Genomic DNA, 13,772 nt, shown 5'->3' with positions numbered 1-13,772 from the left:
TGCCTCGTCAGCGCACGACTGCCAGGCTGAATCGCGGTGCCTCATCCCCCTGCGTCAACACTGCACTCTTGACTCACCGGCAGGCCGCCTCTTTTCGGCCCGGACCATAAGGATTTCTCCATGACCATGCTCAAAGACCCATCCTCCAAATACCGCGCGTTCCCGACCATCAACTTGCCGGACCGCACCTGGCCGTCGAAGACCATCACCCGCGCGCCGATCTGGTGCAGCTCGGACCTGCGTGATGGCAACCAGTCGCTGATCGAGCCGATGGATGCGGTCAAGAAGCTGCGCTTCTGGAAAACCCTGGTGGCCGTGGGCGTGAAGGAAATCGAGGCTTCGTTCCCTGCCGCTTCACAAACCGACTTCGACTTCGTGCGTACCCTGATCGAAGGCGGCCACATCCCGGACGACACCAGCATCCAGGTGCTGACCCAGGCCCGTGAAGACCTGATTGCCCGTACCTTCGAATCCTTGCGTGGGGCGAAGAAAGCCATCGTCCACCTGTACAACGCCACCAGCCCGTCGTTCCGCCGCATCGTCTTCAACCAGGACAAGGCCGGGGTGAAGGAAATCGCGGTCAATGCCGCCAAGCTGTTCGTCAAATACGCCGCTCAGCAGCCGGAAACCCAGTGGCAATTCGAGTACTCGCCAGAGACTTTCAGCGCCACTGAGCTGGAGTTCGCCAAGGAAGTCTGCGACGCCGTGGTGGAAGTCTGGAACGCCACCCCGAGCAACAAGGTGATCCTCAACCTGCCGGCCACCGTTGAAGTGGCGACACCAAACATCTACGCCGACCAGATCGAGTGGTTCTGCCGCCACATCAACCGTCGCGACAGCGTGCTCATCAGCCTGCACACCCACAACGACCGTGGTACCGGCGTGGCCGCCACCGAGTTGGGCCTGATGGCCGGCGCCGACCGTGTCGAAGGCTGCCTGTTCGGCAACGGCGAACGTACCGGCAACGTCGACCTGGTCACCGTGGCCTTGAACCTCTATACCCAGGGCGTCGACCCGGAGCTGGACTTTTCCGATATCGACGGCGTGCGCAAAGTGGTGGAAGAGTGCAACCAGATTGCCGTGCACCCACGTCACCCCTATGTCGGTGACCTGGTCCACACCGCCTTCTCCGGCTCCCACCAGGACGCGATTCGCAAGGGCTTCGCCCAACAGCAAGCCGACGCTTTGTGGGAAGTGCCGTACTTGCCGATTGACCCGGCCGATATCGGTCGCAGCTACGAGGCGGTCATCCGCGTCAACAGCCAGTCGGGCAAAGGTGGTATCGCCTACCTGCTGGAGCAGGAATACGGCATCAGCTTGCCGCGCCGCATGCAGATCGAATTCAGCCAGGTGGTCCAGCGGGAAACCGACCGCCTGGGCCTGGAAATGACCGCCCAGCAGATTCACGCGCTGTTGCACAGCGAGTACTTGCAGGCCAACACCCCGTACGCGCTGGTCAGCCATCGCCTGCAGGAAGAGAACGGCCACAGCGCCGTGGAAGTGGAAGTGTCGAGCAAGGGCCAGGGCGAAACCAACCTGCACTGGCGCGGCAAGGGCAACGGCGCCCTCGAAGCGCTGGTGGCCGGCTTGCCGGTGCCAGTGGAGATCATGGACTACAACGAACACGCCATCGGTGCGGGAACCAATGCCAAGGCGGCGGCCTACATCGAACTGCGGGTCAACGGTGAGCGTGCGGTGCACGGTGTGGGCATCGACGAAAACATCACCACGGCCAGCTTCAAGGCGCTGTTCAGTGCTCTGAATCGCTCCCTGAGCGAGCAGGAAGCCAAGGCGGCTTAACAGCAGCAATACAAAAAGGCCCCGAGGAGCTCACTTCCTCGGGGCCTTTTTGTTTTCAGCGTCACAAGCCAGAGACTGTGGACTTGCCATCAGCTCAGGCATGCACATCAACGCTGAACATGGCCTGCACCAAAGCGGCTTGCAGTACCTGCAAGGTGCTATTGGTCACGGCAATCTGCGCCTGGACTTCCATCATCTGCTGGGCTTTCTGTTGGTCACTGGCCTGCCCTTTCTGCACATTGGCCAGTTGTGCCTGCTGTTCGGTCAGGGTTTTCTGGGTCTGCTCGATCTGTTTCTGCAGAGCCTTGACCGGATCACCACCCGCCGTGACCGCATCGATGTTGGCATCGCCAGCGTCGACCCGCAGCTCCTTGCCCTGGCCGTCCTGGCTTTCTTTCGCTGGTGCCAAAGGGCTGGAACCTTCAGCTTCAGCCGATGCGGTTTTGGGAGCAGACAAGGGATAAGGATTGGCGATGCTGGCGGTAATGGTAGTCATGATTGATTCCTCCTGGACTGATCCGGCTATCGGCCTTCATCCTTGACGCTTGATATGCGCAATATGTAAAAAATTGTGCAGTACTGAAGCGATCCTAGGTGAACGTGAAGGTATCAGCGTCGAGATTCGCCGGGAAACGTGCACGATAGGCGGCCAGCTCCCCTGCGCTCAAGCACACCTGGAACACCCCATCGGCCTCCCCGGCGCTGAGCAGGGTTTCGCCCTGGTAGTCCAGTACCTGACTGTCCCCGGTATAGACAAAGCCTTTGCCGTCGGTGCCCACCCGGTTCACCGCCGCGACGTAGCAGAGGTTTTCAATGGCCCGGGCCGGCAGCAGGCGGTTCCAGTGCAGGCGCCGGGCCCCAGGCCAGTTGGCGGTGTAGAGCAGCAGATCGGTGTCCTGCGCGTCTCGGCTCCACACCGGGAAACGCAGGTCATAGCAGATCAATGGGCGAATACGCCATCCCTTGAGCTCGAACTGCACCTGCCGCTCGCCCGGCGTGTAGTGGTTGTGCTCGCCGGCCATGCGAAAGAGATGACGCTTGTCGTAGTGCCAGACCTCACCGTCAGGGCGCGCCCAGAGCAAGCGATTCCGGTGGCTGCCATCCGCAGCCTGGATGATCACGCTGCCAGTAATCACCGCATCCAGTTTTTTCGCCTGGATACGCAACCATTTGCTGGTCGGTCCATTCTCCGCTTCCGCAAGGGTCGCGGACTCCATGGAAAATCCGGTGGTGAACATCTCCGGCAGGATGATCAGGTCAGCACCGCGGGCCTGCTCCAGCAACTGCTCAAAGTGTTCGAAGTTGGCCTGGCGGTCATGCCAGGCCAGGGTGGTCTGAATCAACGCCAGATTCAGATTGGGTAATGCACTCAGATCACGCATAGCTTCTCCGCTGCCTGACGCAGCGTCTCCTCGCGTTTGGCGAAACACAGTCGTACCAGACGCTGCCCCTGGGGCGGCTGCTGATAGAACACCGACACCGGAATGGCGGCCACGCCATGTTCGCGGGTCATCCATTTCGCCATGTCGACGTCATTCAAGTCCGGACGAATCTGCGCATAGTCCACCAGTTGAAAGTAAGTACCGGCCACCCGGGTGAAGCTGAAACGCGAAGCGCTCAGCAAGTCGCAGAACAGATCACGCTTGGCCTGATAGAAGGCTGGCAGTTCCTCGACATGTTCCGGGCACTGGGCCATGAAATCCGCCAGAGCGTACTGCAAAGGGGTCACGCCGCAGAAGCTGACATATTGATGCACCTTGCGCAGCTCGGCGCTCAAGGCCGGTGGCGCCACGACATAACCGGTCTTCCAGCCGGTCACGTGATAGGTCTTGCCGAAGGAACTCACAACGAAGGCACGTTTATACAGCTCCTCGTGGGCCAACACGCTGACATGGGGCACACCGTCAAACACCAGATGCTCATACACCTCATCGCTGACCAGATAGATGTCGCGATCACGGATCAGGGCCGCCAGCTGATCCAGCTCGGCACGGCTGATCAAGGCACCACTGGGGTTGTGCGGGGTGTTGAGGATGATCATCCGCGTACGCGGACTCAAGGCTTCAGCAAGCCGCTGCCAGTCGATGGCAAAGTCCTCGAGCCCCAGTTGCACATGCACACAGCGACCGCCGGCCAGCTCCACCGCCGGCTCATAACTGTCGTAGCAAGGATCGAAAACGATGACTTCGTCGCCACGCTGAATCACCGCCTGGATGGCACAGAAAATGGCCTGGGTAGCGCCTGGAGTGATGGTCACTTCGCTGTCGGCATTGACCTCGACGCCATAGCTGCGAGCGATTTTCGCCGCCACCTGTTGGCGCAGAGCCGGCAAACCGGTCATGGGGGCGTATTGGTTGTGGCCATTGGCAATATGCCGGCCTACCGCGTCGCGCAAGGCCTGGGGGCCGTCGAAATCAGGAAAACCCTGGGACAGGTTGAGCGCCCCGGTTTCCACCGCGAGCTGGGACATTTGCGTGAAGATGGTGGTGCCGACATGCGGCAGCTTACTGGTGATCATGAGGGTTCCCTGCTGAACACCCGGCTCTACGGCGGCGCGGGAGGTCCCGAGAATAGCCCAAAGCGCGGCGATTAAAAAAGGGGACCCAAGGTCCCCTTCTTCAGTCGCCGCTGCAAGCTGCAAGACTTCGCCAGCCTCGCTTGAAGCTCGCCACTTGCCGCTCGCAACTGCTCTTTTAGCGCTTGTCGCGGCGCTTCTTGTCAGCCTTCTTGTGGTGCGACATCAAACGACGCTTCTTGTTGACCTGGCGGTCGGTCAGCGTGTTCTTGTTGCCTTCGTACGGGTTCTCGCCACCTTTGAACTCGATGCGGATCGGCGTGCCCACCAGCTTCAATACCCGGCGATAGGTGTTTTCCAGGTAGCGAACGTAGGACTTCGGCACCTTCTCCACCTGGTTGCCGTGAATCACGATCAGCGGCGGGTTGGCACCGCCCAAGTGGGCGTAGCGCAGCTTGATCCGACGGTTGTTGACCATGGGCGGCGCGTGCTCGCCAACGGCGTCTTCGAGGATCTGGGTCAGGCGGCTGGTCGGCCAGCGGGTGACCGCCGACTTGAACGAGTTCTGCACCGACTGGTAGAGGTTGCCCACGCCCGTGCCGTGCAGTGCCGAGATGAAGTGGATATCGGCGAAGTCGACGAAGAACAACCGGCGTTGCAGCTCGGTCTTCACGTAGTCGCGCTCGCTCGGCTGCATGCCGTCCCACTTGTTCAGGGCGATCACCAAGGCCCGACCGGCTTCCAGGGCAAAGCCCAGCAGGTTCAGGTCGTGATCCACCACGCCTTCGCGGGCGTCCATGACGAAGATCACCACGTTGGCGTCTTTGATCGCCTGCAGGGTTTTGACCACCGAGAATTTTTCGACTTCCTCGTGGATCTTGCCGCGCTTGCGCACACCGGCGGTGTCGATCAGCGTGTACTTCTCGTCGTTGCGCTCGAACGGGATGTAGATGCTGTCGCGGGTGGTGCCGGGCTGATCATAGACGATGACCCGATCTTCACCGAGCATGCGGTTGACCAGGGTCGACTTGCCGACGTTGGGACGCCCGATGATGGCGATCTTGATCCCGTCCTTCTCGCTCGGACCCGGAATGCGCTTGGCTTCCTCGCCTTCGGCGACGATCTCTTCCTCGCCCTCCTCCGGCTCGTCGGCGTCATCCTTGGGGAATTCGCGCAGGGCGATTTCCAGCATCTGGGTGATGCCGCGACCATGGGCACCGGCGATCGGGATCGCATCGCCCATGCCCAATGGTGCGAACTCGGCGCGGGCCATGTCCGGGTCGATGTTGTCGACCTTGTTGGCGATCACATAGGAGGTCTTGTTACGTTTGCGCAGGTGCTCGCCGATCATCTGGTCGGCCGCGGTAAACCCGGCCTTGGCGTCCACCAGGAACAGCACCACATCAGCTTCTTCAATGGCCAGCAGCGACTGCTCGGCCATCTTTTCATCCATGCCATGCTCGTCACCGGAAATACCACCGGTGTCGATCAGAATATAGGTACGCCCTTGCCACTTGGCCTCACCGTATTGGCGATCACGGGTCAGACCGGACAGGTCGCCGACAATGGCGTCGCGAGTCCGAGTCAGGCGGTTGAACAAGGTGGACTTGCCGACGTTAGGTCGGCCCACCAGGGCGATTACGGGAACCATGCGGCTCTCCACTGCGTTAATTGCGAAAATACAAAAGCCGCTGCGAGGCAGCGGCTGGTGCTCGGGGCAGCACCTTGACGTGCTGCGAACCTTGTCGAGACAAGGCCGCTTGGGGAATCAACCCCAAGCATAGTCAAACCATTACTTGATGGTCAGGGCTTCCAGTTTGCCGCTGTTGCCATACACATAAATCATGTCGCCCACCACCAGCGGACGGGCGCGCAGGCCATCGCTGTCAATGCGCATACGGCCGACGAAACGACCGTCAACCTGGCTCAGCAGGTGCAGGTAACCTTCCAGGTCACCTACAGCCACGTAGCTGGAGAAGACTTCCGGTGCCGACAGTTGACGACGAGCCAGGGAGTCGTTGCTCCACAGGGCCGTGGTCGAACGCTCGTCCACGCCTTCCACGGTGCCCGAGGACAGGCTGACATAGACGCTGCCAAAACCTTGAGCCACGCCGGCATAGCTGGACGCATCACGCTGCCACAGCGGACGACCGCTCTCCAGGTCCAGGGCAACCACACGCCCCTGGTAACTGGCGACATACAGCGTGCCACCGGACAGCAGCAGGCCGCCGTCGATGTCCACTACGCGATCCAGTTCGGAACGACCTTGTGGAATGGCGACGCGCTGCTCCCACACCGGCACGCCGTTGCGGATATCCAGGGCCACCACCTTGCCAGTGGAAAGACCGGCCAGGGCCAGACGGTTGGTTGCCAAGGGGGCACTGGTGCCCCGCAGGGTCAGTACCGCCGGGGTGCTGTCGTACAGCCAGATCTGATGACCGGTGCTGGCTTCAAGGCCAATCACCCGATCATCCTGAGTCTGCACCACCACCACGTCACCGTTGGTGGCAGGCGGAGCCAGTACTTCACTGGTCACACGGGTACGCCACTTCTCTTCACCGCTGGAAGCATCCAGGGCAACCACTTCACCTTTCAGGGTGCCGATCATGACCAAGCCATAACCCACGCCCACGGCGCCGGAAACAGGCAGTTCGAGATCTTTCTTCCATTTGACGTCGCCGTTAATGCGATCCATGGAAACCACCACACCGGTGACGTCGGCGGCATAGATGGTGTCACCATCGATGGCCGGTACCAGCATGTTGTAGGTTTCGCCCTGACCGTCACCGATCGAACGGCTCCACTGCTTCTGCAGGACCACTTCTTCTTTGAAGTCGACCAGCTCAGCCGGCGGCAGTTCTTTCTTGCTGTTGCTGCTGCAACCCGCGGCCAACAAGGCCAGAGCCAGCAATGCTGCATGTTTCCAACGGATCACGTCATGCATCCCCTTTGGCCAGGTCGTCCAGCTTGATTTGTAAGCCACCGACCGCCGCTTCATCCGAGAGCGCGGCCTTGGCTTTTTGATATGCCGCATGAGCTTCGTCGACACGGCCCAACTGCACCAGCAGATCGCCCTTGAGCTCTTCACGGGTGGCCAGGAAGGCCTTGTCGGCATCGCCGTCGAGCAGTTTCAGGGCTTCGTCGGCCTTGTTCTGCGCCGCCAGCACCTGGGCCAGACGCTGACGCGCCACTTCACCCAGGGTCGGGTTTGCCGGCTTGTCGGCGATGGCCTTGAGTTGTGCAGCCGCATCATCCAGCTTGCCGGTGTCTACCGCCACCTTGGCGACGAACAGGCTGCCGTACTGCGCGTAGGCGGTACCGCCGAACTCGCTGTTGAGCTTGCCGGCCAGGTCCGCAACACGGGCGGCATCAGGCTTGCCATCCGGCGTCAGGGTGGTTTCCAGCAATTGCTGATAGAGCACCGAAGCGCCTTGCGACTGATTGTTCTGATACTTGTGCCAGGCCTGCCAGCCAAACACGATAACCAGAGCCAGCAGACCGCCGGTCACCAGAGGTTTGCCGTTGCGCTGCCACCAGTCTTTCAATTCCGCCAGCTGTTCGTCTTCGGTACTCGACACCCCAATACTCCTTATTCGCTAATTCGGCTGTTTGACAGCTTCAACCCTGCACGACGCAGGTGGCCAGGTGCGCCGCGAGCGCATCCCAGGCAATGCTTTGTTGTTCGCCCTGGCCACGCAGGGGTTTGAAACCTACCACTTGCTGGGCCAGCTCGTCGTCACCGAGGATCAGCGCGTACAACGCACCGCTCTTGTCGGCCTTCTTGAATTGGCTCTTGAAGCTGCCAGCACCGGCATTGATCTGCAGGCGCAGGTTCGGTAACTGGTCACGAACCCGTTCACTCAACGCCAGCGCGGCCAGTTCAGCCGCCTCACCGAAGGCGCAGAGATAAACGTCGACCTGACGCGAGATTTCTTCCGGGATCTGCTCCAGGGTTTCCAGCAGCAGCACCAGACGTTCGATCCCCATGGCGAAGCCAACACCCGGTGTAGGTTTGCCACCCATTTGCTCGACCAGTCCGTCGTAACGGCCGCCAGCACACACCGTGCCCTGGGCGCCGAGCTTGTCGGTGACCCATTCGAAAACGGTCTTGCTGTAGTAATCCAGCCCGCGCACCAGCTTCGGGTTGATCACATAAGGGATACCCGCGGCGTCCAGACGGGCCTTGAGCCCCTCGAAGTGCACACGGGATTCTTCGTCCAAGTAGTCGGCCAGCTTGGGCGCGTCCACCAGTACGGCTTGAGTGTCCGGATTCTTGGTATCGAGCACGCGCAGCGGATTGGTCTTCAGGCGACGCAGGCTGTCTTCGTCCAGCTTGTCCATGCGCGCCGACAGGAACGCCACCAATGCGTCGCGATAACGTGCGCGAGCCTCAGCAGTGCCCAGGCTGTTCAGTTCGAGCTTGACCGCATCACGGATGCCCAGCTCGCCCCACAGGCGCCAGGTCAGCACGATCAGCTCAGCATCGATGTCCGGACCGTCGAGGTTGAAAACCTCGCAACCGATCTGGTGGAACTGGCGATAACGGCCTTTCTGCGGGCGCTCGTGACGGAACATCGGGCCGATGTACCAGAGCTTCTGCACCTGGCCACCGCCAGTGATGCCGTGCTCGAGTACAGCGCGTACGCACGCCGCAGTGCCTTCCGGACGCAGGGTCAGGGAATCACCGTTGCGGTCTTCGAAGGTGTACATCTCTTTTTCGACGATGTCGGTCACTTCACCGATGGAGCGCTTGAACAGCTCGGTGAACTCGACGATCGGCATGCGGATCTGCTTGTAGCCGTAGTTATCCAGCAGACGCGCCACGGTGCCCTCGAAATAACGCCACAGGGGCGTCTGCTCGGGCAGGATGTCATTCATGCCACGAATGGCTTGCAGAGACTTGCTCACAAAAAATCCTTAAATACGTTCGGTTAGCCGCGAGCGATCAGCGCTGCGTCGGCTTCGACCTTTTCGGCCGCCTTCTGCCGGATCAGCTTTTCGAGCTCGTCCACCAGATTGTCATTGGTCAGTTTCTGTGCCGGCTTGCCGTCGATGTAGATCAGGTTCGGTGTACCGCCGGTCAGGCCGATGTGCGCCTCTTTGGCTTCACCCGGGCCGTTGACCACGCAACCGATCACTGCAACATCCAACGGCACCAGCAGGTCTTCAAGGCGCCCTTCCAGCTCGTTCATGGTTTTCACCACATCGAAATTCTGCCGCGAGCAGCTCGGGCAGGCGATGAAGTTGATGCCACGGGAACGCAGGTGCAGGGACTTGAGAATGTCGTAGCCGACCTTCACTTCCTCGACCGGGTCGGCCGCCAACGAGATGCGAATGGTATCGCCAATCCCTTCGGCCAGCAGCATACCGAGGCCGACCGCGGATTTCACCGTGCCTGAACGCAATCCACCGGCTTCAGTGATACCCAGGTGCAGGGGTTGAATGATTTCCTTGGCCAGCAAACGGTAGGCTTCGACCGCCATGAACACGTCGGAAGCCTTAACGCTGACCTTGAAGTCCTGGAAATTCAGGCGTTCGAGGTGTTCGACATGACGCAGCGCCGACTCGACCAGCGCAGCCGGAGTCGGCTCGCCGTACTTCTTCTGCAGGTCCTTTTCCAGGGAGCCGGCGTTGACCCCGATACGGATCGGGATCCCGCGATCACGAGCGGCGTCCACCACGGCGCGAACCCGGTCTTCGCGACCGATGTTGCCGGGGTTGATCCGCAGGCAATCGACACCCAGCTCGGCTACGCGCAAAGCGATCTTGTAGTCGAAGTGAATGTCGGCCACCAGGGGCACCTTGACCTGCTGCTTGATCCGGCCGAACGCCTCGGCGGCGTCCATGTCCGGCACCGAAACCCGCACGATGTCGACACCGGCGGCTTCCAGGCGGTTGATCTGGGCGACGGTTGCCGCCACGTCGTTGGTGTCGCTGTTGGTCATGCTCTGCACCGCGATCGGCGCATCGCCGCCGACCGGTACCGAGCCGACCCAGATCTTGCGGGACTCGCGACGTTTGATTGGAGATTCGCCGTGCATGACTTATTGACCTAACTTCAGGCGAGCAGTCTCGCCACTGGTGAACGGGGCGATATCCACCGCCTGACCGTTGTAAGTGATTTGTGCGCCACGGGCATAACCCAGACGCACGGCAAAAGGTGGCTTGCCACTGACATCGACGTTCTCGCCCTTGCGCTTGAGGGCGCTGAGCAGAATCTTGCCGTTGCCATCGATGACCTGGGCCCAGCAATCGGCGCTGAACTGGATCTGTACTTGACCTGAACCTGCGACCGCAGCGCTCGGCGCTGGGGCATTGCCAGCATTCGCCGGCACGGCGGCCGGAACCTGAGCCGGCGCTACCGGTGCGCTGGAAACCGGCGCGATGGCTGGGACGGTATGCGCAGGTGCGGTCGGTGCCGCAGGCGTCGCGACGGGAGCCGGGGTCGCAGGAGCCGGCGGATTGGCCGGTGCCTCAGCGTTCGCCTGGCTCTGGGTTTGCGCGGCGTTGTCCAGGGCTTCGCTCTGACCTTCGGCAACGGCCTGGTCTTCGGGCTCGTCGATCGGATGAATCTGCGTGGTGCCGTCGGCCCCTTCGACCTCGACGTGCTCAGGGCTCAGGGACACTGGCTCCTTGCCGCGCTGGGAGGATTGATCCTGCCACCAGACGAACCCGCCACCGACTACCGCCACCAGCAGCAGCAAGCTGACGATGCGCAGGATGGTGTGGGAAACCCGTACCGGCTCCTCGATCCGTCCCAGAGCGTGAACGTTGCTGCCCTGAGAATCGGTACCGGTGTATTGATCGAACTCCTGAACCAGGATGGCCTGATCCATGCCCAGCAACTTGGCATAGGCGCGGATATAGCCGCGGGCAAAGGTATGCCCTGGCAGCTTGTCGAAAGCGCCGGCTTCCAGGTTGCTCAGAGAGCTCACGGTGAGGTTGAGCTTGTGGGCCACTTCTGCCAGCGACCAACCATTGCTTTCGCGGGCCTGACGCAGGGTCTCACCGGGGTTTACGCGAGTCACTGCTTGAACTTCGGGATGCGCCGCTTTCATCATTGCTCCGACAGGTATTGCTGATATTCCGGCGTACCGGGATAAAGTCGTTTTAGTTGCAGACCGTAACTGGCGGCCTTGTCGCGATCTTCGAACACCGTTGCCAGCCGAACGCCGAGCAATAGACTACGTGCATTTTGCGCGTCGAGCAGGCTAAAACGATCGTAATAGTCGCGGGCGGGCACATAATGCCTGTCTTCGTAAGACAACTCAGCCATTTCCAGCAACGCGCGGGGCTGTTGGTGATTCAGGCGCAGGGCTTTTTCCAGTTGCAACCGGGCCAGCTCACGCTGGCCCAGCTTCGAAGCGGTCATCCCGAGGCTTTCAAACACCCGGGAACGTTCGGGATACAGAGTATCAGCCGCGGCTTGCTCAAAACGCTGATAGGCCTCTTTGTAACGTTTTTCTTCGAACAGGAAACTGCCGTAGTTATTGAGGATTCGCGCACTGTCAGGACGGGCCGCCAGGGCCTGGCGAAAATGCTCGTCGGCCAGGGCCGGCTCCATCTCGGCCTGGAATACCAACGCCAGGGCGGCATTGGCATCGGCATCGGCAGGCGCCAGTTCCAGAGCCTTGCGCAACGGAACCTTGGCGCGTTCGCTCATGCCTTGCTGCAGATAACCCAGGCCCAACTGCACATAGGCCGCACGCGCCTCATCGCGGCCCTTGCTGGTGTTCAGCGGATTGGAATCACCCGACAGAACACAGCCAGCACAGAGACTGGCAACGAGCAGGAGCAGCGCGAAGCGCAGGGCCATGGAGTTCCTCTCTCAGGTACGGGTCGCAGCGCTTTGCGGCATATCGGCGTCGGCGCTCAACTCACGCACGGCGATATAGCGTTCGCTGCGACGGGTGCGGTCCAGCACCTGCCCGACCAGTTGCCCGCAGGCGGCGTCGATGTCCTCACCGCGAGTGGTGCGCACGGTGACATTGAAGCCGGCGTGATGCAGTTGGTCCTGGAAACGGCGAATGGCGTTGTTGCTCGGACGTTCGTAGCCGGAGTGGGGGAACGGGTTGAACGGAATCAGGTTGATCTTGCAAGGAACGTCCTTGAGCAACTCGATCATTTCAACGGCGTGTTCCAGCTTGTCGTTGACATCCTTGAGCAGGGTGTACTCGATGGTCAGCACGCGCTTCTCGCCCAGGGCGGACATGTAGCGCTGGCAGGACTCGAGAAGCATCTTCAGTGGGTACTTCTTGTTGATCGGTACCAGCTGGTTGCGCAGCGCATCGTTGGGTGCGTGCAGCGACAACGCCAGGGAAACGTCGATGTGCTTGGCCAGCTCATCGATCATCGGCACCACGCCGGAGGTGGACAGAGTCACCCGGCGCTTGGAAATGCCGTAGCCCAGGTCGTCCATCATCAGGTGCATGGCGGCGATGACGTTGTCGAAGTTCAGCAGCGGCTCACCCATGCCCATCATCACCACGTTGGTGATGGCACGGTCGACGGTCGCCGGGACGCTGCCAAAGGATTTGTTGGCAATCCACACCTGGCCGATGACTTCGGCGGCGGTGAGGTTGCTATTGAAGCCTTGCTTGCCGGTGGAGCAGAAACTGCAGTCCAGGGCACAGCCTGCCTGGGACGAAACGCACAGAGTGCCGCGCTTGCCCTGGGGAATGTACACGGTCTCGACGCAGCTGCCGGACGCCACGCGCACCACCCATTTACGGGTGCCGTCGCTGGAGATGTCCTCGCTGACCACTTCCGGACCGCGAATCTCGGCAACGGCCTTGAGCTTTTCGCGCAAGGCCTTGCCGACATTCGTCATGGCGTCGAAATCATCGACGCCAAAGTGGTGAATCCATTTCATTACCTGACCGGCACGGAAACGCTTCTCCCCGATTGAGTCGAAGAATTTCTCCATTTCCGGTTGAGTCAGCCCCAACAGGTTAGTTTTGCCGATCGATGTAGTCATGGTTTCACCCCTCACGCGCAAGCCTTATTCAGCGAGCGGTTACTTCAGTAGCTGCGAAGAAGTAAGCGATTTCGCGAGCAGCGGCAGCTTCGGAGTCCGAACCGTGAACGGCATTGGCGTCGATGGACTCGGCGAAGTCAGCACGGATGGTGCCGGCAGCAGCTTCTTTAGGGTTGGTAGCGCCCATCAGCTCACGGTTGCGAGCGATGGCGTTTTCGCCTTCCAGAACCTGAACAACAACTGGACCGGAAGTCATGAAGGCAACCAGTTCGCCGAAGAAGCCACGCTCGCTGTGCTCAGCGTAGAAGCCTTCAGCTTCAGCCTTGGACAGTTGCTTCATTTTCGAAGCTACAACGCGCAGGCCGGCTTCTTCAAAACGGGAAACGATCTTGCCGATAACGTTTTTTGCAACAGCGTCAGGCTTGATGATGGAGAAAGTACGTTGAACAGCCATGGTGTAACTCCAGAAACGGTGATTAA

Annotated in this window: 13 protein-coding genes; 1 reads left to right on the top strand and 12 read right to left on the bottom strand. The window is 60.7% G+C overall.

The window, feature by feature from the left end:
• Positions 1–120: 120 nt before the first annotated feature.
• Positions 121–1,800, top strand: coding sequence for a 2-isopropylmalate synthase (gene leuA, locus DNK59_RS01370; protein ID WP_110722042.1), 1,680 nt, complete (start codon positions 121–123; stop codon positions 1,798–1,800).
• A 94-nt stretch (positions 1,801–1,894) separates the two neighbouring features.
• On the opposite strand, the gene DNK59_RS01365 is transcribed toward leuA, so the two are convergent.
• From DNK59_RS01365 to ndk, 12 genes are all read right to left on the bottom strand, one after another.
• Positions 1,895–2,296 carry a hypothetical protein gene (locus DNK59_RS01365; protein WP_110722041.1) on the bottom strand — a complete coding sequence of 134 codons (402 nt, stop codon included), beginning with the start codon at positions 2,294–2,296 and terminating at the stop codon, positions 1,895–1,897.
• A gap of 94 nt (positions 2,297–2,390) precedes the next feature.
• Positions 2,391–3,182 carry an amidohydrolase gene (locus tag DNK59_RS01360; protein ID WP_092317052.1) on the bottom strand — a complete coding sequence of 264 codons (792 nt, stop codon included), beginning with the start codon at positions 3,180–3,182 and terminating at the stop codon, positions 2,391–2,393.
• The gene (locus DNK59_RS01355) at positions 3,170–4,318 is read right to left on the bottom strand and encodes a pyridoxal phosphate-dependent aminotransferase (protein WP_110722040.1); all 1,149 of its coding nucleotides are present in this window, start codon (positions 4,316–4,318) and stop codon (positions 3,170–3,172) included. The genes DNK59_RS01360 and DNK59_RS01355 overlap by 13 nt, the downstream gene beginning before the upstream one ends.
• Before the next feature lie 175 nt (positions 4,319–4,493).
• Complete coding sequence (der, locus tag DNK59_RS01350; RefSeq protein ID WP_016968329.1) at positions 4,494–5,966, bottom strand: ribosome biogenesis GTPase Der; 1,473 nt, start codon at positions 5,964–5,966, stop codon at positions 4,494–4,496.
• 141 nt (positions 5,967–6,107) lie between these two features.
• Positions 6,108–7,259, bottom strand: a complete 1,152-nt coding sequence (gene bamB / locus DNK59_RS01345) for an outer membrane protein assembly factor BamB (RefSeq protein WP_110722039.1) — start codon at positions 7,257–7,259, stop codon at positions 6,108–6,110.
• Positions 7,252–7,893, bottom strand: a complete 642-nt coding sequence (locus DNK59_RS01340; protein WP_016968331.1) for a tetratricopeptide repeat protein — start codon at positions 7,891–7,893, stop codon at positions 7,252–7,254. The genes bamB and DNK59_RS01340 overlap by 8 nt, the downstream gene beginning before the upstream one ends.
• A 40-nt stretch (positions 7,894–7,933) precedes the next feature.
• On the bottom strand, positions 7,934–9,223 hold the full coding sequence (gene hisS / locus DNK59_RS01335; protein WP_110722038.1) for a histidine--tRNA ligase: 1,290 nt from the start codon (positions 9,221–9,223) through the stop codon (positions 7,934–7,936).
• A gap of 23 nt (positions 9,224–9,246) precedes the next feature.
• A complete protein-coding gene (ispG, locus tag DNK59_RS01330; protein ID WP_016968333.1) occupies positions 9,247–10,356 on the bottom strand; it encodes a flavodoxin-dependent (E)-4-hydroxy-3-methylbut-2-enyl-diphosphate synthase in 1,110 nt (369 codons plus the stop codon).
• Between the two features lie 3 nt (positions 10,357–10,359).
• Positions 10,360–11,373 (bottom strand): RodZ family helix-turn-helix domain-containing protein, encoded by a 1,014-nt coding sequence (locus tag DNK59_RS01325; protein WP_110722037.1) that lies wholly within the window; start codon positions 11,371–11,373, stop codon positions 10,360–10,362.
• Positions 11,373–12,131: a type IV pilus biogenesis/stability protein PilW gene (pilW, locus tag DNK59_RS01320; RefSeq protein ID WP_110722036.1), complete on the bottom strand. Its 759-nt coding sequence runs from the start codon at positions 12,129–12,131 to the stop codon at positions 11,373–11,375. Before pilW ends, DNK59_RS01325 begins: the two co-directional genes overlap by 1 nt.
• A gap of 12 nt (positions 12,132–12,143) precedes the next feature.
• The gene (rlmN, locus tag DNK59_RS01315; RefSeq protein ID WP_060840879.1) at positions 12,144–13,292 is read right to left on the bottom strand and encodes a 23S rRNA (adenine(2503)-C(2))-methyltransferase RlmN; all 1,149 of its coding nucleotides are present in this window, start codon (positions 13,290–13,292) and stop codon (positions 12,144–12,146) included.
• A gap of 28 nt (positions 13,293–13,320) precedes the next feature.
• The gene (gene ndk, locus DNK59_RS01310) at positions 13,321–13,746 is read right to left on the bottom strand and encodes a nucleoside-diphosphate kinase (protein WP_025129556.1); all 426 of its coding nucleotides are present in this window, start codon (positions 13,744–13,746) and stop codon (positions 13,321–13,323) included.
• Positions 13,747–13,772: the final 26 nt, after the last annotated feature.

Source organism: Pseudomonas sp. TKO26 (assembly GCF_003225665.1).
Lineage (GTDB): Bacteria > Pseudomonadota > Gammaproteobacteria > Pseudomonadales > Pseudomonadaceae > Aquipseudomonas > Aquipseudomonas saponiphila.
Note: the sequence above shows the minus strand (reverse complement) of the source record. Positions and strands in the feature narration are given on the sequence as shown.

Coding starts and splice junctions, on each gene's coding strand:
- pilW (WP_110722036.1), bottom strand. CDS start 12,131: ATGGCCCTGCGCTTCGCGCTGCTCCTGCTCGTTGCCAGTCTCTGTGCT.
- DNK59_RS01365 (WP_110722041.1), bottom strand. CDS start 2,296: ATGACTACCATTACCGCCAGCATCGCCAATCCTTATCCCTTGTCTGCT.
- DNK59_RS01360 (WP_092317052.1), bottom strand. CDS start 3,182: ATGCGTGATCTGAGTGCATTACCCAATCTGAATCTGGCGTTGATTCAG.
- der (WP_016968329.1), bottom strand. CDS start 5,966: ATGGTTCCCGTAATCGCCCTGGTGGGCCGACCTAACGTCGGCAAGTCC.
- ndk (WP_025129556.1), bottom strand. CDS start 13,746: ATGGCTGTTCAACGTACTTTCTCCATCATCAAGCCTGACGCTGTTGCA.
- DNK59_RS01355 (WP_110722040.1), bottom strand. CDS start 4,318: ATGATCACCAGTAAGCTGCCGCATGTCGGCACCACCATCTTCACGCAA.
- bamB (WP_110722039.1), bottom strand. CDS start 7,259: ATGCATGACGTGATCCGTTGGAAACATGCAGCATTGCTGGCTCTGGCC.
- DNK59_RS01325 (WP_110722037.1), bottom strand. CDS start 11,373: ATGAAAGCGGCGCATCCCGAAGTTCAAGCAGTGACTCGCGTAAACCCC.
- rlmN (WP_060840879.1), bottom strand. CDS start 13,292: ATGACTACATCGATCGGCAAAACTAACCTGTTGGGGCTGACTCAACCG.
- leuA (WP_110722042.1), top strand. CDS start 121: ATGACCATGCTCAAAGACCCATCCTCCAAATACCGCGCGTTCCCGACC.
- ispG (WP_016968333.1), bottom strand. CDS start 10,356: ATGCACGGCGAATCTCCAATCAAACGTCGCGAGTCCCGCAAGATCTGG.